19 protein-coding genes and 1 tRNA gene are annotated in these 24,196 nt (G+C 43.3%); 12 read left to right on the top strand and 8 right to left on the bottom strand.

The annotated features are described in order from the left end of the window. The first annotated feature begins 60 nt into the window (after window positions 1-60). Both mce and FGM00_RS18070 read left to right on the top strand, forming a co-directional pair. Complete coding sequence (gene mce / locus FGM00_RS18065; protein WP_138854264.1) at window positions 61-501, top strand: methylmalonyl-CoA epimerase; 441 nt, start codon at window positions 61-63, stop codon at window positions 499-501. Between the two features lie 87 nt (window positions 502-588). Continuing rightward, window positions 589-662: transfer RNA gene (locus tag FGM00_RS18070), tRNA-Ile, on the top strand. A gap of 228 nt (window positions 663-890) precedes the next feature. Here the strand turns inward: FGM00_RS18070 and FGM00_RS18075 are convergent. Then, window positions 891-2,171 (bottom strand): APC family permease, encoded by a 1,281-nt coding sequence (locus FGM00_RS18075; protein ID WP_138854265.1) that lies wholly within the window; start codon window positions 2,169-2,171, stop codon window positions 891-893. Between the two features lie 107 nt (window positions 2,172-2,278). Between FGM00_RS18075 and FGM00_RS18085 the strand changes: the two genes are divergently transcribed. After that, entirely contained in the window at window positions 2,279-2,839 is a 561-nt protein-coding gene (locus FGM00_RS18085) for a hypothetical protein (RefSeq protein WP_236262844.1), read from the top strand. 83 nt (window positions 2,840-2,922) lie between these two features. Here FGM00_RS18085 and FGM00_RS18090 read toward each other — a convergent pair whose 3' ends face one another. The 5 genes from FGM00_RS18090 to FGM00_RS18110 all read right to left on the bottom strand — a co-directional run bounded on the left by FGM00_RS18090 (window position 2,923) and on the right by FGM00_RS18110 (window position 11,490). Continuing rightward, entirely contained in the window at window positions 2,923-5,796 is a 2,874-nt protein-coding gene (locus FGM00_RS18090) for a type I restriction endonuclease subunit R (RefSeq protein WP_138854268.1), read from the bottom strand. A 9-nt stretch (window positions 5,797-5,805) separates the two neighbouring features. Next, a complete protein-coding gene (locus tag FGM00_RS18095; protein ID WP_138854269.1) occupies window positions 5,806-7,326 on the bottom strand; it encodes a hypothetical protein in 1,521 nt (506 codons plus the stop codon). 92 nt (window positions 7,327-7,418) lie between these two features. Continuing rightward, a complete protein-coding gene (locus FGM00_RS18100; RefSeq protein ID WP_138854270.1) occupies window positions 7,419-8,690 on the bottom strand; it encodes a restriction endonuclease subunit S in 1,272 nt (423 codons plus the stop codon). Between the two features lie 116 nt (window positions 8,691-8,806). Beyond that, window positions 8,807-9,895: a Fic family protein gene (locus FGM00_RS18105; protein WP_138854271.1), complete on the bottom strand. Its 1,089-nt coding sequence runs from the start codon at window positions 9,893-9,895 to the stop codon at window positions 8,807-8,809. A gap of 2 nt (window positions 9,896-9,897) precedes the next feature. Then, entirely contained in the window at window positions 9,898-11,490 is a 1,593-nt protein-coding gene (locus tag FGM00_RS18110; protein ID WP_138854272.1) for a type I restriction-modification system subunit M, read from the bottom strand. Window positions 11,491-11,799: 309 nt separating this feature from the next. Here FGM00_RS18110 and FGM00_RS18115 point away from each other — a divergent pair, with 309 nt between their 5' ends. From FGM00_RS18115 to FGM00_RS18140, 6 genes are all read left to right on the top strand, one after another. Then, window positions 11,800-12,000 (top strand): hypothetical protein, encoded by a 201-nt coding sequence (locus FGM00_RS18115; protein ID WP_138854273.1) that lies wholly within the window; start codon window positions 11,800-11,802, stop codon window positions 11,998-12,000. A 31-nt stretch (window positions 12,001-12,031) separates the two neighbouring features. Beyond that, a complete protein-coding gene (locus FGM00_RS18120; protein ID WP_138854274.1) occupies window positions 12,032-13,249 on the top strand; it encodes a hypothetical protein in 1,218 nt (405 codons plus the stop codon). 510 nt (window positions 13,250-13,759) lie between these two features. After that, on the top strand, window positions 13,760-14,491 hold the full coding sequence (locus FGM00_RS18125; RefSeq protein ID WP_138854275.1) for a hypothetical protein: 732 nt from the start codon (window positions 13,760-13,762) through the stop codon (window positions 14,489-14,491). A 2-nt stretch (window positions 14,492-14,493) separates the two neighbouring features. Continuing rightward, window positions 14,494-15,375 (top strand): hypothetical protein, encoded by an 882-nt coding sequence (locus FGM00_RS18130; protein ID WP_138854276.1) that lies wholly within the window; start codon window positions 14,494-14,496, stop codon window positions 15,373-15,375. A gap of 180 nt (window positions 15,376-15,555) precedes the next feature. Next, on the top strand, window positions 15,556-17,469 hold the full coding sequence (locus FGM00_RS18135; protein WP_175416267.1) for a transglycosylase domain-containing protein: 1,914 nt from the start codon (window positions 15,556-15,558) through the stop codon (window positions 17,467-17,469). Between the two features lie 621 nt (window positions 17,470-18,090). After that, entirely contained in the window at window positions 18,091-18,495 is a 405-nt protein-coding gene (locus FGM00_RS18140) for a hypothetical protein (protein ID WP_138854278.1), read from the top strand. Here FGM00_RS18140 and FGM00_RS18145 read toward each other — a convergent pair. Then, window positions 18,492-19,211, bottom strand: coding sequence for a sigma-70 family RNA polymerase sigma factor (locus FGM00_RS18145; RefSeq protein WP_138854279.1), 720 nt, complete (start codon window positions 19,209-19,211; stop codon window positions 18,492-18,494). The two genes, FGM00_RS18140 and FGM00_RS18145, sit on opposite strands and share 4 nt — an antisense overlap. Before the next feature lie 435 nt (window positions 19,212-19,646). On the opposite strand from FGM00_RS18145, the gene FGM00_RS18150 reads away from it, so the two are divergent. The 3 genes from FGM00_RS18150 to FGM00_RS18160 are packed head-to-tail and all read left to right on the top strand — an operon-like array spanning window position 19,647 to window position 22,756. Continuing rightward, window positions 19,647-20,315 carry a bifunctional 4-hydroxy-2-oxoglutarate aldolase/2-dehydro-3-deoxy-phosphogluconate aldolase gene (locus FGM00_RS18150; RefSeq protein ID WP_138854280.1) on the top strand — a complete coding sequence of 223 codons (669 nt, stop codon included), beginning with the start codon at window positions 19,647-19,649 and terminating at the stop codon, window positions 20,313-20,315. A 10-nt stretch (window positions 20,316-20,325) separates the two neighbouring features. Further along, window positions 20,326-21,726 carry a glucuronate isomerase gene (uxaC, locus tag FGM00_RS18155; RefSeq protein WP_138854281.1) on the top strand — a complete coding sequence of 467 codons (1,401 nt, stop codon included), beginning with the start codon at window positions 20,326-20,328 and terminating at the stop codon, window positions 21,724-21,726. Between the two features lie 55 nt (window positions 21,727-21,781). After that, window positions 21,782-22,756 (top strand): Gfo/Idh/MocA family protein, encoded by a 975-nt coding sequence (locus FGM00_RS18160; RefSeq protein ID WP_236262845.1) that lies wholly within the window; start codon window positions 21,782-21,784, stop codon window positions 22,754-22,756. A 143-nt stretch (window positions 22,757-22,899) separates the two neighbouring features. On the opposite strand, the gene FGM00_RS18165 is transcribed toward FGM00_RS18160, so the two are convergent. Beyond that, entirely contained in the window at window positions 22,900-24,195 is a 1,296-nt protein-coding gene (locus FGM00_RS18165) for a TRAP transporter large permease (protein ID WP_138854753.1), read from the bottom strand. Window position 24,196 lies beyond the last annotated feature (1 nt).

Consider the following 24,196-nt stretch of genomic DNA (forward strand, 5'->3'; position numbering starts at 1 on the left):
TAGGTTAGTCAAGGTGGGACGCTAAACTCTTGAAATTCCTTCAGTATAAATATTTTCAGTATGCATAAAATAGAACATATAGGTATTGCGGTAAACGATTTGAAGGCGTCGAATGCCTTGTTCGAAAAGCTATTGGGCGTACCGCATTATAAAATCGAGGAAGTCGCTTCGGAAGGGGTACGCACCTCTTTTTTCCAGTCCGGTCCCAATAAAATCGAATTGTTGGAAACCACCCGTGAAGACGGGCCGATTGCCAAGTTTCTGGAGAAAAAGGGCGAAGGGGTACACCATATCGCCTTTGCCGTAAACGACATTCGGGCTGAAATCGAACGCTTGACATCGGAAGGGTTTAGGGTGCTGAACGAAATCCCGAAAAAGGGTGCCGATAACAAGCTGGTCGCTTTTTTGCACCCGAAGGGAACCAACGGGGTTCTGATCGAACTTTGCCAGGAGGCCCCCTCCGAACCTGAGCTAGGCGGGAAGGGGCCAATTGATCTATAAACAGATGTTTTTTATTGCTTGTAGCCTATAAAAATAAGTAGTAATATTGCAGTCCGATTTTTAGCTATAACGCTACTGCATCGGAACGGTCCTATAGCTCAGTTGGTTAGAGCACCTGACTCATAATCAGGTGGTCCCTGGTTCGAGCCCAGGTGGGACCACAATGACATGACAAAAGCCACTCCCGAATGGAGTGGTTTTCTCATTCTAAATGGTTTGGGCGAGAAGTTAATATCAACCTGTCTCGCCGGCAGCCTTCCCACTTCGTGCCTCACACTTCCCACTTCCCACTTCGAGCTTCCAACTTCGAGCTTCCCTCTTCCCACTTCCCACTTCGTACCTCACACTTCCCACTTCGAGCTTCCAACTTCGAGCTTCCCTCTTCCCACTTAAAACTTCCGTTTCGACATAAAATAGGTGCCAATCCCCGCCAGCACAAAAAGTAAGCCGATGGCACTTTCTTTTGGCCGTTCCACGAGCATATACCCCAAAATCCAAACGCTAAAAAGGATAAAGGCGATTTGCAAGAAGGGTTTTAACGGACTCCGATAGGCCCCTTCTCGCCGCTTTAACCAAAAGACGGAAGCAACGGTCAGGGTACCCATCAGCTGCAGTACAAAGCTGGCGTAGAGCAGTACCTCTTCAAAAGTACCGGTTAAAGTGAGCAAGATACTTACCCCGGCCTGAAACCAAAGGGCGCGTACGGGGACGCCATTCGCATTCTTGACCGCCAGTTTGCGCCAGAGCGAATGGTCTTTGGCCATGGCAAACGTGACCCGAGAGCCGATCCAGAGGTATGCGCTTACCGTAGCGATCAACTGTATGGCGATACCATAACTGATCCAACGCCCAATTTCATTACCGAATAGGTTCTGAAAGGCGATAAAGGCCACCTCCACGTTCCCGGAGAGTTGGGCAACCGACGCATGTTTAAGGAACACGATTTGAATCAAAACGTACAACAGGGTCACAAAGGCGGTACCGACGATTAGGGCTTTTGGCAGGTTGCGCCGTACGTCCTTGATTTCATCTACGATATAGGCCGCGGAGTTCCATCCGGTATAGGCATAGGTGACATACAATAAGGAAACGGCAAATCCTGGTAACAACACTTCGTTTTGCCAAGCCGCGCTCCAATCGATAGCATTTTCCGGAACCGGGGCATACACCAACCCTAAGATGATCAAGAGCAGTAGAAACCCGATTTTGAATGCCGTGGAAATGTTATGGAATTTCCCGCTTTGTCCGATACTTACGGAATGCAGCGCCGCCAACAGCAAAATCACCCCGACCCCGAACCAATCGGTGAACAGCGCAGGGTTGATCGGACTCAAATAACTTTTCATCGCCATCACCGAAATCGCAATGGGCGCGGTAAACCCTACGGTCAAGGATATCCACGCGTAGACATAGCCGACCAAGGGGTGTATCAATTTGGAAAGGAAAATATAATCACCACCCGATTCGTCAAAATGGGTGCCTAGTTCGGCGTAGGTAAAGGCCCCGATCAAGGCGAATACTCCGCCCAAGCCCCAAAGCCATACGATACTCCACGTATTTTGAATTTCGGCCACTTGAAAGCCCAGGCTGGTAAACACCCCGGTACCGATCATACTGGAGATGACCAAAGCGGCTGCCGTTGTCCAGCCAATTTTTTGTTTTGGGATCATGGGTGGGTAAGCTACTTAAAATCCTTCAAATTGGAATAGGCAAACACTTTTCGATATTTTGAAATGATACGGTTGCCCCAAAAGCTCAAGACCGTTATTTATAGGATATGAACCAATCTTGGCATTGGTTAAACTTTGCTGGGAAGTACGCCGAATTTCTCCTTAAAACTTTTGGTGAAATACGACAGGTTCGCATAGCCCACAGAATACGCAATTTCCGATACCGAGCCTACCTTTTGGTTGAGCATGGTTTTCGCTTTGTTCAGCCGAATATCGTTCACCAAGTACGAGCCGCCACAGCCCAATATACCGATGTAAACGTGGCCACGAACGAGGGCTTTTTTGATGCCTCGGGCTTTGTACCGAATATGGGCCACCACTATGTGTTGCCCGCGAGAATGGACGGAACTTTTGAACTTGAAAAACCCGAAATTATTTTATACGCCCCGGATAGCAATGGTAACATGGAGTTTGTCGCGGTGGAGTATGCCGTACCCATTGGAGATTTGGACAACCCCGGCCTCCCGCCAGAAGGCTTTACCGGCGATTTGGATACTTGGGAAATCAACCCCAATCTAAGCCAGTGGCAATTGCACGTATGGCTGGTCAAGGAAAACCCGGATGGTATTTTTGCACCGACCAATCCTGAGATAGGGGATGGCAATTGATATGTATTTCTTGAGTTTGTTTTTTAGCGCCCTGCGAGATCGGGGCGTTTTTACAATTTGAGTACAGTAACAATAGCCATGCTTTAGGCAGTCATGCCGTTTACGAAAATTTCAACAAATTCCTTCATTTTCAAAATGATACGTTCGCCAATTTCGCGGGCTTTTAAAATACTAGGGCGATTGTCAAGGCACCTGAAAACTTCATCGCGAATAGGCTCTTGACCACTGTAGATATAACTTTCTACGAGTGCATTGAACTGTTTTTGGTCAAGATTTTCATCTTCACATAACTTGGCTAGGGCTAATACTTTTTGCTCGTGCCAATACTTTTCAAACTCATCTTGTATGGCATCGACATCGTCTATTTTAGGAAGGTTTTCTTCTATAAACTTCTTTATGAGTTCGCGCTTGCTTCGCAATTCAACCTCGCCGGACAATAATTCAATAATTGCTTTCTTCTGTGCAGCCGCTTCTGATTGTTTGGACTCTTTTAGTTTCGCCAATAGTCGTAGAATGTAGGCAACATTAATTTGGTCGCGATGAATGAGCTCCAACTCAAAATCAATATCATCTAAGATGGAGGTTTTATGTTTTTGCCTATCCATTTTCACCTTATCATAAAGGTCTAGATACTTGCTTTTAAAATTATCAAAGGTCCGTTCGTCGATATCTAAATCGTCCCAATCAAAGTCCACATAAGATTCTAACACGTTTTTGGCTCGCAGTAACTTTCTAAAGGCTTGTACGAATTCTAACTCTTGGTCTTCACCTCGCAAATCATCAACGCTTTGATAAGTTGGTGTAAGTTGTAACAAGTTTGCTAGTGCCTCATCAAACTTTGAAGCAATGGCTTCGTAAGGAGGAATTATAATATCTTCTTTGGCATTCTTATTTGAAAATAAAGTGATGGCTTCATCGGTCACTTCTTTTAAATTTCGAAAACAAAGAATATTACCTTGAGATTTTTTTTCGCCGAGAATACGATTGGTGCGAGAATAGGCTTGTATCAATCCATGATAACGCAAGTTTTTATCCACGTAAAGTGTATTTACTTTTTTGGCATCAAACCCTGTCAACATCATGTTGACCACAATAACCATATCCAGAGGGTCCTTAGCGTCATTAAAAGTTACTTTTTCTCTATCTTTTAATCGTTTACTGATGTCTTTAAAATAGTTTTCAAATTGTTGACCGTCTTTGGTTGAAAAGCTGGTATTATACATGGTATTGTAGTCTCCAATGTACTCGTCTAACTTGTCTCTAGTATGACTGGTTTTGTATACAGACGCGGGTTCTGCAGCAATATCAAACTCGTAATCTGGCAGATAGTCTTGCGCATCTTTATCTTCTTCATTGGCACCGTACGAAAAGATAGCAGCAATACGTAAGTTGTGTTCTCCTGCTTCCTTTTTACGTTTAAAGATATCGTAGTACTTGGTTAGGGTATCAATACTACTTGTTGCAAACAAGGCGGAGTATTCTTTGTTAAAGGTTTTTTGGCTGTGATATGCGATGATATAATCGGTAATTTTTTCCAATCGCTTTTCATCGGCAAAGACTTCGGCTTTGTCAATGTCTTCGACTTCGATGTCTATGAAGTTGTTGCCTTTTTGTTTGTATTTGCCAACATATTCAATCCCAAATTTTAAGACGTTCTGGTCGGCAATAGCATCTGTAATCACATACTTATGTAAGCATTGTCCAAATAAGTCCTTGGTAGTCCGTTTCCCTAAATCGTTTTTGGAGGCATTGTCTGCAAAGATGGGTGTGCCGGTAAAACCAAATAATTGACTATTCGTAAAATACTCCGTAATGCGTTGATGAGTATCTCCAAATTGAGACCGATGACACTCATCAAAAATGATGACTACTTTTCTATCTTTTAAGGTGGAGAGCCGCTTTTTGTAATGGTCTTTGCTAATGGCATTGTTGAGCTTCTGAATGGTTGTCAACACCAATTTGGAATCATCGGTAAGCTGCCTGACCAAATTATGGGTGTTGTTCGTAACATCTACACTGTCTTTTTTAAAGCTGTTGAATTCCTTCATCGTCTGGTAGTCCAAATCCTTTCGGTCTACCACGAACAGCGCTTTATAAACTGTGGGTAGGTCCATGATAATTTGGCTTGCCTTAAACGAGGTTAAGGTCTTACCAGAACCTGTAGTATGCCAGATATAACCATTATCTGTGCTGATTTTTACTTGCTCTACCAATTTTTCAACCGCATAATATTGGTATGGACGCAGAATCATAAGAATCTTATGCGTCTCATTTCGTACAATATACTTGGCAATCATTTTTCCTAAATGATCTGGATTTAGGAATTCTGAAGCAAAGTCTGTAAGCTCATTTATGTTTTTGTTAAGTTCATCAGACCAAAAGAAAGTTTGCTTTACAGACTGTAAGGCGTTATTAGCCAAATATCTGGTGTTTACGCCATTGCTAATTACAAACAACTGTACATACTGAAACAAACCATGATTCGACCAAAACGAATGCCGTTGGTAGCGATTGATTTGGTTAAAGGCTTCTTTAATTTCTAAACCACGACGTTTGAGTTCTATTTGTACTAATGGCAAGCCATTAACTAAAAGCGTTACGTCATAACGATTTTTATAAGTGCCTTCTTGAGTGATCTGATTCGTTACCTGAAACAGGTTCTGGGTCCAATCCTCACTATTAAAAAAGCGGATATAGGTGGGTTCTCCTTGATCGTTAAAAAATTGAAAACGGCCTCGTAGGGTTTTGGCTTTTTCAAACACATTACCTTTGGCCAGATGGTTTAGTATGGTCTCAAACTCTTTTTCAGAAAAGCTAGTTTCGTTAAAAGCCTCCAGTTGGCGTTGCAAATTTGTCAGCAAGGCCACTCCTTCTGAAACAACTACAGGTTGATGTCCCAAACCAACAAGTTGTTGGATCAGATTTTTTTCAAGAATAGCCTCCGATTGTACACTCACATGGTAAAATTAGTCAATTAACTTACCAAAAAGAATACTGGTGGCTATGCCTACGGTATGAATGCCATTTGTCTCTCGCCATTGTACCTCAAAATTAAGTTGGGGTTTTCCTTTATTATTGTAGGTGACAACGGGTATACCCAGCTTCCAGTTCGTACGTTTAAAGTCACCAAATGATCTGCTGATACTTGCCGATAGGCCCGAACGGCCTTGAACTAAACCTGTAAACTCAAGGGATAATGCTGGTACTAAAGCATCTTCGTATGTTGTAATATAAACATTTTCAGTGCTATTGATTATCTGTAAGTCATCAACGGGCGCAGCAACAGTTTGTAAGGATTTTGCACCGATATTATCAAATGCGATGTTATTGCCATTGCTTACTGAAAATTTGGGCGATATTAAGATGCCGGAATCATCGTTCCATTTGGTTAAATACGACCACGATACGTTAAAGTTCATTGTTCTAAAACTATTGTTTGTTCTCGTGGTATCGGAATCAGAGGGTATGGTAACAAAATTTTCTGCACCTAAACCTGCAAAGAGGTCTAACGATAGCCATTGGGCGCTTACAGTTCTGAACAATCTATTTTTCTTGATAAATGCAATCTCATCAGCAGCCATTTTGGAATAGATACCATTATATGCCTTTCTGCCTAGTTTATCCAAGGTATTGTAGTAATCACTTTCGCGCTTTAATTCTTTGTTAAAGTTTTTGTCAAATAATATATCCAAAGAGTCTTGATTTGATTCCTTTTCAAACTCTTTTATCCAATTTTTAGCGGTTTCCTTGTGTTTTTTGGAGAGTACACTGTCCCTATATTCCATAACCATTTCATTGCGATCAATGACAATCTGGTTATCCACTTCCTTAGGCTTAAAATTGATTTTGCCATCTATGATCCAACTGAATTTTCCTTTAAAGGCAATATTGTTTTCCTGAAGTTCCCCTTCTTTAAATAAAGTGCCGAATTCATCTTTGGTCTTAACCTCTGCTCCTAAGCTCAAAGTTGTATTCAAATTGTTACTTCTGTTTTTCAATGACCTCAGGTCGATGTTCCAAAGAAAATCGAATGTTTTTTTAGTGGTATTGTAACTTCCCGAAAACTTGGTGAAGCTAACATCGGTACCACCGGAGTAAAAGGTAGAAATTTCGTTGGCCAAAAAAGTATTGAGCATTTTATCATTATAAATTCCCTTTTTTAATAATCGCTTCTGTGCATCAAATTTCTTTGCTTCTTCCAGCAAAAGTTCAAGATTATAGTAAGGTCCGACACCTTTACTTTCTTGTTCGATTAGCCTTTCTAGCTGTGCAAGCTGTTCATCATTTTTAGCTCTTTTTTTTGCTATGGCGACTGCCTTATTGAATATTGATTTATTGTAATTTTTTACTGCCGATTGCACTAAAATCTTAATATTTTCAGATTTTAGATTTCTAATTTCTTCACTATTTAAATTTTGGTCCTGTGCTGTTATACTGAAAATAAATACCAAAAAAAATGATATTGTTAATAGAATATTATTTTTCATCTCGGTCTGGGTTTTGGTTAATATACCAAGCAAGTTAGTAAAGCTTGCCTATCAAAAACATACCCAAAGATGGGTATTTTTGCTTTCCCATTTTACACAAAAAGCTGCTGTAATAGCCCTTTTTTAAATAGTTGCGTTTTTTCTATTTGTTGAGCAACCGTTTCTATTTTGGTGTCTAGCGCAGATAAATAGTTGGCGATTTGATGTTGTTCTTCTTTGGATGGAAAAGGAACTTTAAACTTCTTTAAATCACTTCCATTAATTGAATTTATTGTTGCTCCTAAATTTCTATGCACTTCTTTCTTATATTCTTTGGAATCAAAATAATGAAGTAAAAAATCATTGTAATCACTTCTGTAAATTGTCATAAAAGCACCAAACGCCAATCCTTCTGATTCCTTATCTATTCTTGCATTTTTACCAATTAATCTTTTACTACCATTTCGAACGCAAATCAATACATCATTTTCTTGGACTGAATTAAAGTTGTCAACATTTACAAATACGTTATCATTAAAATCCAATTTTCTACCCTGAACATTAGATGACCTTAACACTAAAACACCTTCATCTTCTTCAACAATTTCTTTTGGACTATAAGTTAAACCTGAGACTATGCAGCCAACCTCTCCCAACCTCTTATCCTCCCAATCCGGATATTCACTACCATCTTCTTTTTTAAACCGCAACTGCTGGCTAAAAAGCTGCTGCATCACCCCTTTTTTGTACTGCTCCAACAGCTCCTGCTTTTGAGTGAGTTGCTGGATTCTGGTATCGACTGCGGTTAAAAAACGGGCGATTTTTTGTTGTTCGGGGAGGGGTGGAAGATTTAGCTTAAGTGATTTTAATTGCCTGCTATAAATATGTACAACTGAATTTCCTTGAGCCAGCCTTGCAATATCAAATTTCTTTTTACTATTTAAATAGTATGAAAGAAAGATTCCATCTTTTTCTGTTTTAATGATATTTAAATCCCCTCCCAAAGCAACTCCTTTTTTAGTAACACAAGCAGCCGTTGCAATATCGATTTGTGTTTCTCCAGAGGCAGGAATTATAACATAATTCTCCTCACTAAAAACTAAATCTTCAATAGGTATGTTAGTTTTGGATTTAACGTTTGTTATTACTTCATCATACTCTGTGTATAGTTCTCCATACCTAATACATTCTGTTTTTCCGTCATCAACGATGTCCGCTTTTGAAATATTCTTGCCTTTACTAAATGATGCAATTTGTCCTAAAATATTTTCTTCCCACTCACCTTCAAATTCCTTAAAGCGTAGTTGTGGCACTAGGGAGTAAGATGAACTTGCTCGATCCTGGTTCGCAATGGTATTAGGCATGGTATTTATGGTTTGGGCCATTCTTAATTGAATTGTACTATTTAATTAACATATTCCCTAAACGTGTTAACGAAATGACGTTTTTGTTAACATGTTTTGTCAATACGTTAAACTTTTGCTTGAAATGCTAACATATTTCAAAGTTTGTAGTCATATTGTGTAAAAAGGGCCATCAAGGCCGTATTAATAAAATATACGTCTCTTCCAATTTTAACTTTTTCCAACAACTTATCGGCATGGCTTGCAACTGTATCCAGATACTTCGCAGCAGTTTGCCGGGTGACATTTAGGTCTTTTTCCAAAAAGTCGATCTTAGTATACGGGTGCATAAAAAGGTTGTTTATTAAGTCTTGACTATAAATTTTTGCATAGTCTTTTCGAATAGTATGTTTGTAATTTTGCATAGCCTGTTTAATCCCTTTTACAAGACTTATGCTTTGTTTGGCAACCGATTCAACGCCTTCAATAACGAATAAAATCCATGCTTCCCAAGTATCTTCATCCCTTACCGATTGAAGCAAAGCATAATATTGAGCCTTGTTCTGAATAAAATATCGGCTTAGATAAAGTGTTGGGTAGTCTAACAGCTCTTTTGCAATGAGATATAAAATATTGAGTATTCTTCCCAGTCTTCCATTCCCATCATAAAATGGATGAATACTTTCAAATTGGTGGTGAATAATGGCCATTTTAATCAAAGGGTCCACATTATCCATATTATCGTCATTTATATAGTCGATAAGATTGCTCATAAAGCTTTTGATATCATGCGCATTTTGAGGAGGGGTATAGACAACCTCTTTGGTTTTATCATTTTTTAAGTCTGTTCCAGGCACGATTCTGTAACCTGCATCGTTTTGTTCCAATTCTTGATGAATTGATAATATAAGACCATTGGTAATCAATCTTTTCTCCTCAACAAAAGAAAACCCTTTCTTAAGTGCGGTCGAATAATGCTGAACTTCTTTTGCAGCAACATTTTTCACGAGATTAAGATTCAGTCCTGCCCTAAATAATTCATCATGCGTTGTAATGATGTTTTCTATGGCCGAACTATCCTTTGCCTCTTGTAAGGCCAATGTGTTCAATAAGATACCAACATTGGGTACTGTCGCATGAACACCTTTTAATTCGGCTAGTGCCGCACGTGCGAACGCCAATTTTTTCAGAACCTTCTTGCTTTCTAAATCTTTGGTAAGCGGTAATTTTGGAATACTATAATTCATATTTAAAACGGTGTATCAATACCCAATTCTTTGCAAAACTCGGCTATGGTAGTATTGGTGGTATCCATGTCTTTTTCTAAGTCTTTTAACTGGTCGGAAACAGCCTGCAGGTCCACTGGTTCTTCTTCTTCAAAAGTATCTACATACCGAGGGATATTAAGGTTGTAATCGTTTTCGCGTACTTCTTCTAACGTCGCCACATAGCTGTATTTGTCCACTTCGGCTTCGCTCAGCGCACCGTTGACATAACTTCGATACGTGACAATAATTTTATCAATATGTTCTGGTAACAATACATTTTGGGTCTTTACTTTTTCAAAAGCATTACTGGCATCAATAAATAAAATACGGTCGCTGAGCGTAGTCGAAGCACGGTGTTTTTTTAAGACCAAAATACAGGTTGGGATGCTTGTGCCGTAAAATATATTGGCTGGTAGGCCGATGACGGCATCGAGCTGGTTTTTATCCTCGATAAGGTATTTGCGTATATGGCCTTCGGCAGCACCTCTAAAAAGCACACCATGAGGTAGCACACAGGCCATGGTGCCATTATCGTCCAACTGGTGGACCATGTGCTGTACAAAGGCAAAGTCGGCCTTGCTTTTGGGTGCCATTTTACCATAAGGTGAAAAGCGCTCGTCACTAATAATGGCATCGGGATTCCACTTGGCCGAAAATGGCGGATTGGCCACTATGGCTTCAAAACGTTGGTCGCTATGCTTTGGTGACGGGTTCACCAAGGTATCTTCATTATAAATATCGAAACGTTTGTAATGCACATCGTGCATTATCATGTTCATACGACACAAGTTATAGGTGGTTGGGTTGCTTTCTTGTCCGTAAAATCCACCTACTTCCTTTACTTCTTTTGCCACTCGCAAGAGTAATGAGCCGGAACCACAAGTTGGGTCGTAAACACTTTTGAGTCGGTTTTTGCCGGTTGTGACAATTTGCGCCAAAATCTTGGATACCTGTTGCGGGGTATAGAATTCGCCGGCTTTTTTTCCGGCACCTGAAGCGAATTGCCCAATAAGGTATTCGTAAGCATCACCCAACAAATCGCTTTCCCGGTTTTCTAAATCGAAATTTATACCTTCTAAATGGGTGAGCACTTTAACAATGAGTTCGTTTTTGGCTTCTTCGGTTTTGCCGAGTTTGCTACTGGTGAGATCCAAGTCTTCAAAGAGGTTGCCAAAGTCGTCCTCGCTTTCGCTTCCCATGGTGCTTTGTTCGATATTGGTCAACACCTTTTGAAGGTCTTCCAATATAAACTTGTTGACACCTCCCGAGTTACCGCGTTTGGCAAGTTCGCTAAAGAGTTCGGTGGGTTTCAAAAAGTAGCCAAGTGCATCGAGCGCATCCAGTTTAATGGCTCCCATATATTCCTTTTCCATAGGATGACCAATGATTTGGTCATAGGTCAACCCGTCTGGCGCTAAAGCCTTGTTGGCCTGTAAGGCCATTTTTCGGCTCAAGTATTTGTAAAAGATAAAGCCTAGTATATAATCACGAAAATCATCGGCATCCATATTACCACGAAGGTCGTTGGCGATGTTCCAAAGGGTTTGGTGTAGTTGTTGTTGGTCTTCTGACATGTATTAATTTCAATTTGTCCGAATGTACTAAAACCCCCACAAACCTAGAGACAAAAATTTTAAAAATACATTTTGTGAATCTATCTAATGTCATGCACAACCAATTGCCTTTTTTTGTGCACGTTCAACTTGATATGCACAACTATTTCCATTTTTTTGTTCTTATGAATAGCATCAAATGCGATGGCTTATCATCATTTAACTGTTTTTAAAACCCTGATACGCCACATTTTTTCAAAAAAACATAAATAAAATGTCCCCAAAAAGTTTTATGCGCGATATACTTAAAAACCGCATAAACACACTAATATGAAACTAGGACAAAACCTCTTTAAAAAAGACCAGTCGCTTTGGGGCAAGCCCCTAATCGCCTACGACGACACTAAAATGAATGCACTGTTTTCAGAAATGCATCAAGCTGAAAATAGTGAGGCCGTTCCTGTACGCTCTACACCGCAAGGGCCCGAAGTCTCCCTGGAGACCGAGCTGTATTTGATGTTGCACTCATAACTCGCAACTCATAACTCATAACTCTTTCCAAATGGTATTCACCAATCAACAGCTTAAAAACATGGCGTATCGCTCCGCGAATCTAGGCATGCGGCCACAGGAAGATTTTATCTTGGACGAAAAGAAAATCATCAATGGCTACAAAGCTCAAAAATATGGCCTCAACGAACGTATTGGCGAACTGGGCGAATCGCTCTCCGACCATATTCGTAAAATGGAGCTGGTCAAAGGGCAATTGTCCAAAGAAGTAGTGGCGGTGAACAAGTCGAATACCGCGGCCATCGAACAGGAAATTACACATCAAAAAGGGCTCATCACCCATCAAAAAACGGACATCAAAAACCATATTCGCCGTTGTCAACTCAACGGCGATTCCCTAGAAAGTGCCTTTAACGTAGACGAAATCAACAGTGCCGAAGATTTCGAACCGGCAGCGGCACAACCGAAAGTGAAAGCACAACCGAAAAGCAAACAGAAACGGATACCGATTTGGTTGCTGTATGTCATCGAGGTCCTATTTATTTTCGGCGAAGGGGTGTTGTTCTACAACATCCTGACCGAAACCCATGACCTTCCCGAAATCATCCTACGGTCGGTCTTTTTTATTCCCATCGTCTTTTCTGCGAGTTTTTTGACCTCCCGGAAGCTACCGTTGCGGTGGGTATGGCTGCCCACACTGTTGATTCTAAGTGTCTATACCATACTGACCTTTACGGTCATGGAATGGTTCTTTGAATCGCAAGCGTTGGAGGAAACGCTCACCTTCACCGACTTCTTTATCAAAAACGGTTTCCTGATACTTGGGGCGGTCATGATGGTCACGCTGGCCTTGTTCCTTTCGAATGCGGTAAAGAGTATTTACAATCGTTCCGATGCCCAGGAGAAAGTGAAAAAGCCAGTCGTTGAAGTAGAAGAAATCACAACAGAAAAATCCCCCCAGCAATTGGATCTGGATTTAAAGTTCCGCGAACTCAAAGGGGCCTACAAACGCCTAAAAAAGTTGGAAAATCAACAATTGGAATCCCATGAAGCGGGAAAAAACGAATTCAAACGGATTTTGGGTGATGTGACCGTACTGGAGCAACAAGCCAATGGCATTTCCGAAAAAATCGGGGCATGTGAAAAAGAACTGAGCACCTTGGAAATCAATTCCTTCGAAGAACTGAGCAAATACCGCGAGCACTTTGAGAATTATTGCGATAGCGACCAGCTCCTTCGATGGAAGCAGTTTGATTTTATGGAGGTGTGAGGAGGGAGGTACGAGGTACGAAGTGGGAAGTGGGAAGCTCGAAGCTCGAAGCTCGAAGTTGGAAGTTGGAAGTTGGAAGAGGGAAGCTCGAAGTTGGAAGTTTGATGCTGGAAATTTGATGCTGGAAGTGGGAAGTGGGGTTCGAAGTGGGAAGAGGGAAGAGGGAAGCTCGAAGCTCGAAGCTCGAAGTTGGGAGTTGTAAGTTTGAAGTTGGAAATGAGGATTGAGAGAATAGAGAATAGAGAGGTCGGGTAGGTGTTGAATGATTGCAAAATGTCACGCTGAGCTTGTCGAAGCGCACTCTTCATGGGGAATAGGTCTTCGACAGGCCTGCCTCGCCGGCAGGCAGGCTCAGCGTGACATTTTGCAGTAGTTCTATCGAAGTAGAACTTTGTGCCGGATGGGTTTGCGACAGGCCTTTAATGCCTTTCGAACCAAAATAGGTCCCGACTCAGCCTGTCTTGAGCGCAGTCGAAAGCCTCGACCAGACACATAAAAAAAAACACAAAAATGAAAAAAGCAATTATTTTCGGCACTCTAGCAATAGGAACCCTACTTTTCACAAGCTGCGAAACGGAGTGCGAGGAGGTCGTTACCAAAAACATCACGGTATTGGTCGATGCGACGGATTCGCTGTTGATCGACAAGGCGAAGCACGAACTGCGCAAGGAGAATTTTGAACAGCTGGTCAATCAAGAATTGGGGCTGACCGACAACCCGAAATGCTTTACGGTCAATTACGATTTTGGTATCATTTCTACCCAAAGCTATTACAACCCGAATTCAACGGCGCTGTCGCACACCGATTGGGGGCAGGCGCGAAACAAGCTGGTCATCGGATGGCGCGATTTTTATGCTTCCCATGAGGAAAACCTGAAAAGCCTCGATTCCGTGGGTATGATGGAAAGTACCTCCCTCTTTCCCACCTTGATCAAGGCCATCAACAAGACCGAAGGTACCATCATCGTGGTCAGCGATCTGATCGAGAACAATCCAGCGGTCAATTTTTATAAGAATCCGCCCATCACCCCCGAACAAATGGACACGGCCTACGATAAAATGGTACAGTACTATTTGCCCGATAACCTTCATCACAAAGACAAACGGCAGGTCATTTTTATCGTGATGTCGGAACCGAAAAACGATGCCGTCGTACATAAGGCTAGGGCATTTTGGAAGTATACCCTTGAGGAGAACCTCGGCCTGAATGTCTCCTTCGCAGACGGAATCTCAACCCTGTAGCCATGCCTGCGGTCGTCGCTTATCTCTTGCTTGTCTTCTTGGCGGTACTGTCGTGCGTGTTGTTTTACATTCCGCGGAACAACTGGTTCAATGCCCGTGTGGCGAAGGAAGAAGGCTGGGGTACATTTAAGATCCTGTTAATCGGCATGTGTACCAGTCTGCTGTGTTTTGTGTTCAGCAAATTGCTCTTTTCGGCCTTCTGTCTCAGTATTTCCTCCAGTATTATCGAATACAACATTTTGATGAACAATGTGTATTGGTATGATTCCGAGCTGCTTTCACCCTTGCGGAACATCAAATACCCCATTTCCTATTTCGGAATGCATACGCTCTCCTATTTTGCCGGCTTGTACGCGGTGCTCTTTTGTTTGAGCAAACTGAACATCACCTCAAGTTACAATCTCTCCCATGATCGATTGAAACTCCAATTCATGTGTTTGGGGCTGTTTATGTTTTTCGAGACGCTGCTGTACGTTTCCTATCCTTTTCAAACCTTTGACAGTGCTTGGCGGGTGTTCCATAATTTCTTGGCGGTCTTTTTGGCCAGACTGCATTTTACGGCCTGTTTGTTTATCGCCGCCTGGTTGCATTTTCATCACGAATGGGTGAAACTAGCGGTGAAAGCAAAGGTCTTGTCCGTTCGTTTTCATTGGCTCTCCGGCGTCTTTGAATCGGTCCGGAATACCTTGGCTTTTTTTGTGACCTTGGGTGCCCTTTTTCTGCTGCCCGCCTACATCAGAATGTATTCGTCCTCCAGTTTCGGCCTGTTTGTGGCGCTGCTCTTTAACGGCGGACTGCTGTTCGTCTTCTGGCGATGGGTAAGTCCGGCCATCTATCATCTGATGCGCTTTATTTCCGATTTCGAAAAACGAAAAGCGGTTTGAAGAGGGAGCTATGAGGGACAAGGTAAAAGGTACGAAATACGATGTACGAAGTGGTAGGTAATAGGCCTGCCTGCCGGCACACAGGCGCAGTGCTTTGGTGTTCCTAGGTGCCTCGACGGCGCTCAGCATGACAGTAGGCGGTTTATGATTAGCGTAATTGAAAATAACGAAACAAAACAGATGAACGACTGGATAAAAGCGATAGCGGTAGTGGGCGGGGTGTTTTTGGCACTGCTACTATTTCATGTGATTTGGCCGTCGAAAATGAAGATGGAGCCCCATGCCAATTTTATTTCGTCGGTGAGGGACGAGCAACAAAATATTTTGGCCGTTTTTGGGGAGAACACTATCCTTAATAATCGGTTGACGGCGGAGGAACTGAAGGCAATGAACGCTAAAGGGGAATTGAACAAGTTCCCTATTGTTCCGGTGATGTCGTACGAGGAACTTCCGGAAAGCTACGTGTATTTTTTGACCAAGGTGGAAAGCAAGAACTTTTTTGGTTTTGGAAAGGACAATGTTTTCGGTATGTCCTTTTCCGGTATTGCCCGATTATTTAAAGGGAAGGCCGACGGAGGCTCGAACATTCCCCAGCAATTATTAAAGAACGCCATCCATAAAAAAGAAGGGATGGGCACGATTTATTTGTCCCGAAAATACGGGGAGCAATTGGCGGCCTTTCAGATGGTGAAATCGGCTAGTCCGGAGGAAATTTTACTGGCCTACACCAATTACTCCGGCAACTTCTTTTACGAACGCGATTTCTCGGGCCTTATTCTGGCTTCCTATTCCATTTTTGGCCGTCCGCCGCATGCACTCAATGACCTGGAAATGCTGCTGACCGTCAAAACCTTAAAAGGTGCCAGCGAACTAAAGGCCTTATGCGATGATGGCGTCACCAACCGGGAAGCGATCAAGGCATATATTCTGGACTTTTTCGAACTGATTGCCGAAGAACCAGGGGATAAAAAACGACTACGGGAAATGCAATCCATGGAACTGTATTTCGCCAAAGGAAATCAGCTCAGAAACACCTCGGCGCTCACCAATTTTTTCCACAAGACTAAAAAGCAGACCGAACAACGTTTTGCCACCCAATACATTTCGTCAATCACCCAGGAGAATCAATCAAAACTGCAGGAAGCAACAAGTGCCTTTTCGAAGCGCTTCCAAAAACAGTTGGCGGTCGAAGGGTATGATCTGGAAGTTTCCCTAATTGCCGTAGATATCAAAACGGGAAATATCGAGGCCACTTTAGGGAACCGAAAAAATAGTGGTGCCATCGCCAATTTTACCGACTATGGGGAGGGTTTCCAATGCGGGTCTATTTTAAAACCCTTGGTGTTTCTGGAACTTTTTGAAAACTACGATTTCGATGCCAATACCAAGCTCTTCAATGGTGATTTAAAGGAATACAAATACAACCCTAGTAACGTGGGCAAAAAGCTTTTGAACAAGGAAGTACGGGTCGGGGATGTGTTGAAATACAGTCTGAACAAGGCTGCGGTGAATTATCGGGTGTATGCCAACCCCTTGGAGGTTGCCCGTCATGTGGAAGACAAACTCTCCGAAGTGGAAATTTCCTCGAATCCATCCTACAGTTTGGGAGAATCGTACATTTTGGGCACTAAGACCATGACCCCATGGGAGGTGGCCCAAGCCTATCAAATGCTATTCAATGAAGGGGAAGCGGTACCCTTGAGTCCATGGAAATACATCATCGACCCCCATCTGCAGGATACCATTTTTGATGGACGTTCGAAAAAGCGAAAAACACTGTATACAATGGCAAGTGCCAAAAGCATCAAAAGCCTATTGCCCCACGCCTTTGAAGCTGGCGGCACCTGTCATCGTTTACGGCAATTTCTGCCGAAAGAAAAGCAGTATTACGGGAAAACCGGTACGACCGGCAAGGCAAAGGACGGTTGGACGGTCTTGAGCGACGGTAAAAAATTGATCGTGGCCTGGGCCGGTTATGTCAAAAATGAAAACGGCCTGTTGAACCGAAAAGGCGCGCCGGCGATTCCCTCGAAATCCGGGGCGGGATCCGCAGGTATTCTTGCGGCGATGGCGTATAGCAAATTGTATCGGTAGAATTGCAATGCCTGGTCAAAACCTATTTTATGAGCTAGATCAAGGGCAAATTAAGAGTATGGAACGACTAAGTATCCGATAGTTTAAGGACAAAGCGTTGGCTTTGGGCCTATGCTCGGCTTGATTTTTAACCGCAAAGAACGCAAAGGTTCAGCAAAGGGCGCAAGGAATTTGTACTTAAATTTTCGTTATGAAACCAGTCCAAAATGGGATAGAATTTTTTAGAGAAATGTACGTGTTCCTTTCCTAGACTTACCTCCTTACGGTTACCGGGCTCATCGCTTTTCGCGTTTAAATTTTTAGCATCGTACCGACGCCTATGTAAACTTTAATTCACGTCGCTTAGGTAACAGGCCCATTGTACAACTAGTTTTTATTCGCTAACTTTAGAATATACCATCAGAAAAAACACCGCTTTTTGATATAAAACTACGTACCGCATCATTTGGTCCCGTTTAGCACAGAACAGGGTTATTGTACTTCCCATCAGCATGGTTGAACGTTCTTTTTACCAGCCCGGCGAACTGTAATACAATTAAAAACCGTTTTTCCCCGTGGGTATGGTAGGGTTTATCTAACCTTAGTGGTTTTATGCTATAGAGCTGAAAAGCAGCACCACCGATGAACAACTTGAACAAGAAAATAGCAGCGGATTTCAAGGGCCAAGTACCATCTGAGCAAACGCCCCCGGTTCCGGAAGATGCGTACTACAAAAAACTTGGAGCCTATCTTTTTCTACTGTATCAATTGTACCTTAAAAAGGAAACGAGCCTGGAACCGGAAATTCAGGCGGCCCTGTGGAGAAGGGTACATTTCAACGAAGACTTTGCGTTTAAAATCCGGATGTTGCAAATGGATTATTTAGGTAGTGACAGTGCCGTTTCAGAAGGCAATGTAGATCTGGCAATCAGTGGGCTGTTTCCGATTGCGGAATCGGAAATATTGGAAGCTGTTTGCGACCAATCCCAAAATACGATCAAGGAGTATAAAGCAACCGTCCTTGAATTATTGAATGCCACACCTTAAACAGCCAGTTTGGTCCGTAGGCCCAATAAGTATTTTTCGATGAGTTTCGGGTCTATTTTTTTACTGATCGGTAGCCTATAAATATCGATGATTGCCGGAAGTATATGTCGCGCGATCTTTATAGCTATTTTCTTTCCCTGCCTGCAAGCCCATTTTCGTTGCGCCTCGAACACCTTTTTTTCAGCACCGTTAAAGATATCCGGAAACTTTTGTCCCTCTATAAACCGCCTACGCAAGACTTCCTTTTTGGTCGGCTCGAAGTTCGAAAGTTCGATATAGTCTTTTACACTACGGCTCATTTCCAACAAAACGGTATTCTTATGTTCGCCCCATAGGGTATCAAAAACACAGGGCTCCGCTTCGATGTGCAGTTGCGATGCATCTTCGGCATAAGGCATCTTGCTGCGCAGCACGTTTACATAATCCAGACAAAGGTTTTTGATGACGGGAAAATAATAGGTAGTAATTTGGGCGGTGCACTTTTCGGGTATCAATTTTCCCGAGCGGTATCGTTTGAGTTCCTTAAGGTAGAGGTCCGAGAAAATACTTTTTGCATGGCCCACGAGATTTTCATGAAACCCAAGACGACGCAACCAATGTTTGATCAAGGGTTCAACGGTGGTGTAAAATCGCTTGTGATGTGTTGCATTACCCGGGTCGTTCAGGTAATCGTAGACGGTATTCCACGAAGGATGGTAAATTGGTTTGTGCCCCATGATTAGATTTTGGTCTAAGCGGTGTCAAAAGATGCGTCTTAAAGCAAATTTCAAAGTAAAAATTCTATATAAGAAGTCTTTAAGGGATACTATAGTATAACGGAAGATTCGATGACATATTTTAAATAAAATCGAAAAAAACCGTGGATTACAGTCCGTATAAATTAGTAACCTTTTTAGTGTGTTTCATACCGTTTTGTGGTCATGGCGGAAAAGGGGATGCACATCCCGAAATACCAATTTTGGTTCTTCCATAAAGGGCGGACGAAAACAGCATCTTTGTTGTCAATTTTGTACTTTTCCAGACCCTTTCTGTATCGAATTATCGGAAACAATGGGTAGCTTTGGAACATCGGGAAGATTTCCGATAACCGCATAATGACAGCCGTATCGAAAAAAGTACGGGAAGCTTAAGCATGATAAAATATTGATTATATGGCGCACTATTCAAGAATTGAAGTGGCAACGGTAATGAAGGAAACCGGTATGGTTCCCCTGTTTTACCATTCCGATATCGAATTGGGAAAAAAAGTATTGCGCGCCTGTTATGACGGCGGAGCGCGCCTTATGGAATTTACCGCTCGGGGCGACTTTGCCTTTGAGGTCTTTTCCGAACTCAACAAGTTCGCCATTGAAGAACTTCCCGGAATGATTATGGGTGTCGGGTCGATTACCGATGCCGGGGCGGCCAGTATGTTTATGCAAATGGGGGCGAATTTTATCGTTACCCCATCACTTCGTGAAGACATCGCTATTGCCTGCAATCGCAGAAAAGTGTTGTGGTCTCCGGGTTGTGGCTCGCTTACCGAAATCAATAAGGCAGAGGAAATGGGCTGTGAGATTATTAAACTATTTCCCGGATCTACATACGGACCTGGTTTTGTTAAAGCGATACGAGGCCCGCAACCGTGGACGAACATTATGCCCACTGGAGGCGTCAGTACCGATGAAGCGAACCTTCGCGCTTGGTTTGATGCCGGCGTGACCTGTGTCGGTATGGGATCTAAATTAATCAGCAAGGATATTTTGGCAAAAAAGGATTTCGAGGGGCTAAAAGCACTCGTAAAAGATACCCTGGCCTTGATCAATACTATACGTAGCTAGCACCAATTCTATGAAAACGTTTCTAACGGAAGATTTTTTATTGCAGAATACATTCGCCAAACGGCTGTACCATGATTACGCGAAGGACTTGCCCATCATCGACTACCACAACCACCTACCTCCCGATGAAATCGCGAACAATCGGGTCTTCGAAAACATAAGTCAGGTCTGGTTGGCGGGCGACCACTACAAATGGCGCGCGATGCGCGCTTTGGGCATCGATGAAAAATACATTACTGGGAATGCCTCGGACAAGGAAAAATTCATGAAATGGGCCGAAACCGTCCCCTTTACCGTGCGCAATCCGTTGTACCATTGGACGCATCTGGAACTGCAACGCTATTTCGGTATCGACACCCTCTTATCCCCTGACAATGCCGAGGAAATTTATGAAACCACTTCCGCAAAACTTCAGGAAAATTCCCATCATACTGTTGGGCTGCTACAGCAAATGAAGGTCGAATACCTCTGTACTACGGACGACCCTACCGATAGTTTGGAACATCATAAGCGCATTGCGGACCAGCAATTGTCGCCCAAGGCCTTCCCCACTTTTAGACCGGACAAGGCTTTCGCGGTCGAGGATGTGGCCGTGTACAATGGCTATCTCCAAAAATTGGAATCGGCGACTAGTTCAACAATAAAAACCTATTTCGATTTATTGGCCGCGCTGGAAAACAGAATCGACTATTTTCACGAAGTTGGCGCGCGATTGGCCGACCACGGCTTGGAGCAATTGTATTATTTCGGCAAAGAGGAGCACAATTGCGAAACACTATTTTTGAAGGTCAAGGAAGGAAAATCGCTCTCCACCGATGAGGTAGCCTTTTTTAAGTACAAAACCCTCCTTTTTTTATGTAAGGCTTACCACAAACGGGGTTGGACCCAGCAGTTTCATCTCGGGGCCATTCGGAACAACAATAAGAGACTTTTAAACGATTTAGGACCGGATACCGGTTTTGATTCCATGGGGGATTTTTCGCAGGCTAGGGCGTTAAGTGGATTTTTGAATAAGTTGGACAGCACCGATGAACTGACCAAAACCATCCTCTACAATCTAAATCCGTCCGACAACGAGGTCTTTGCGACCATGGCTGGGAACTTTAATGATGGCAGTATTCGCGGGAAAGTACAATACGGCTCTGCATGGTGGTTCTTGGACCAAAAAGACGGGATGGAAAAGCAGCTCAATACGCTATCCAATATGGGCTTGCTGAGTTGTATGGTCGGGATGTTGACCGATTCCAGGAGTTTCCTTTCCTTCCCCCGACACGAATATTTTAGACGGATACTGTGCAACCTTATCGGTACCGATGTTGCCAACGGAGAATTGCCCGATGACGAAAAATGGTTGGGAAAAATCGTAGCGGATATCAGTTACCACAACGCCAAAAACTACTTTTCGCTCTAAGATTGGTGTTTTAGGCTAAGAAAATCCCCAAAACGATTGTATAATCATGACCCGAATGGAAAAAGTAAGATGGGGCATCATCGGTTGTGGTGATGTGGCAGAGGTAAAAAGTGGACCGGCATTTCAGCAGTTGGACAATTCAATGCTAGTGGCCGTCATGCGCCGTAATGGGGATAAGGCAAAGGATTTCGCCAAACGCCATAAGGTTTCCCTTTGGTCAAATGACGCCGACGAATTGATATACCATACGGATATTGACGCGCTGTATATCGCAACCCCGCCTTCCACACATCTAGAGTACGCTTTGAGGGCGCTCGAAGCGAACAAAAATGTGTATTTGGAAAAGCCCATGGCGCTGACCTCGGAAGAGGCGTCGCAAATATGCAAGGCCGCCGAACAAAGCGATGCCAAAATAGCGGTCGCCCATTATCGAAGGAGGCTGCCCGCCTTTTTAAAGGTCAAGCAACTGATTGAGGCCAATGTGATTGGCACGGTGCAATTCGCAGACATCCAAATCCTGCAGCCCCCAAAAACGGATATGATAGCGGACACCGATGACAATTGGAGGCTCAGGCCCGAAATTTCAGGTGGGGGCTATTTTTACGATATCGCTCCACATCAAATTGATTTGATGTATCACTTTTTTGGCGATTTTGCCGAAATAAAAGGTTGCGCTACGGCCTATCCCGATCGGTCCAGTGTTGCACATACCGTAAATGGGGTCATCGCTTTTAAAAGTGGAATACAGTTTCGGGGCATCTGGAATTTTAGCGCAGTGGAGGCCAACAAAAAGGACGAATGCACTATTTATGGCACTGAAGGTAAAATCGTCTTTTCCTTTTACGGGGAAGCCGTACAACTTTTTACAAACGATGGCATGGAGGAGTTTACCTTTCAAAATCCGAAGCACATCCAACAACCCATGATCGCCTCCGTAAACGATTATTTTTTAGGGAAGGGCAGTAATCCCTGTTCCGCAGAAGAGGGCCTGGTTGTCATGCGGGCATTGCAGCAACTCAAGGGTGGATGATCGTTTCTGGCTGCCAGTCAAAAGTCTGCAATTGGTTTGCTACAGATAACTATCCGCATAAGTTTCGATAAAAAATTTTGGTCAATCGAGTCTTGTAGTTTTATTTAATAAGCCAATCCAAGGGAATTAAGTTGAAAAGAGCATCAAAGTCCGAACTGTCTGGGGAGCCATAAACTCAAGCTCGGGAAATAGGTGACCAGAAACAGCGCGATGATCATGGCAATGAATAAGGGTAATAGTGGTTTTACGACCTTTTCAATGGTGGTTTTGGCAATACCTACACCTACGAACAATACCGAGCCAACAGGCGGTGTACATAGTCCGATACAAAGGTTGAGGACCATAATAATCCCGAAATGCACCGGATCCAGTCCCAGTTTGGTCACTACGGGTAGAAATATCGGCGTAAAAATGAGTACGGCCGGGGTCATATCCATAAAGATACCCACGAACAGCAATAGCAGGTTGATGATCAACAGGATGACAATAGGGTTATCGCTCAGCGCCAGTAATCCCGAACTGATTTCCTGTGGGATATTTTCATAACTCAGTGCCCAGGACATGCTCATGGATGCTCCTATCAGTAGCATCACGATGGCCGTGGTCGCTGCGGAATCCAATAAGATCTGCGGAAGTTTTGGAAAGCTGATTTCCCTGTAGATAAAACCTAAAATCAGGCTGTAGAGCACGGCAATGGCCGAGGCTTCGGTTGCCGTAAAAATACCGGATACGATGCCCCCAATGACCACGACCAGCATAAACAGACTGGGAAGGGCATCGATCATCGTTTTGAAGATTTCTTTCAGGCTGCTGCGCTTACCTACCTTGTAGCCTTTTTTCTTTGCCCAAAACGAGGCGACGATCATCAAGAACAAACCCGTTAAAATACCCGGAATATAGCCCGCTAAAAACAAGGCGGCTATAGAGGCCCCGCCACTTGCCAAGGAATAAACGATCAACACATTGCTCGGCGGAATGACCAAGCCGGTGGTTGCTGCCGTAATATTGACCGCAGCCCCAAATTCTCTGGAATAGCCTTCTTTTTCCATCTCCGGACCTAAAATACTCCCCATGGCGGAAGCGGCTGCCATGGCCGAACCGGCAATGGCCCCCATCAGCATGGCCGATATGATGTTGATCAGTGCGAGTCCACCGGGGAGAGCTCCCACTAGTGTTTTGGCAAAGGCAATGAGCCTATGGGCAATGCCGCCCTTGTTCATCAACTCCCCCGAAAGTATGAATAGGGGTATCGCCAAAAGGGCAAAGCTATCGAGCCCCGTACCGATACGTTGGGAAACGGTGGTAAATGCCGGAATAATCGGAATGCTGACCAACAAGGTCAGGGTCGACGAAATGGCGATGCTCCAGGCTACCGGCGTACCAATGGCCAAAAGGCAGATAAAACTGATCACTAAAACGAGAATTGGTGCGTATTCCATC

The organism is Aggregatimonas sangjinii, from assembly GCF_005943945.1.
In the GTDB taxonomy this organism is placed as follows: Bacteria; Bacteroidota; Bacteroidia; order Flavobacteriales; family Flavobacteriaceae; genus Pelagihabitans; species Pelagihabitans sangjinii.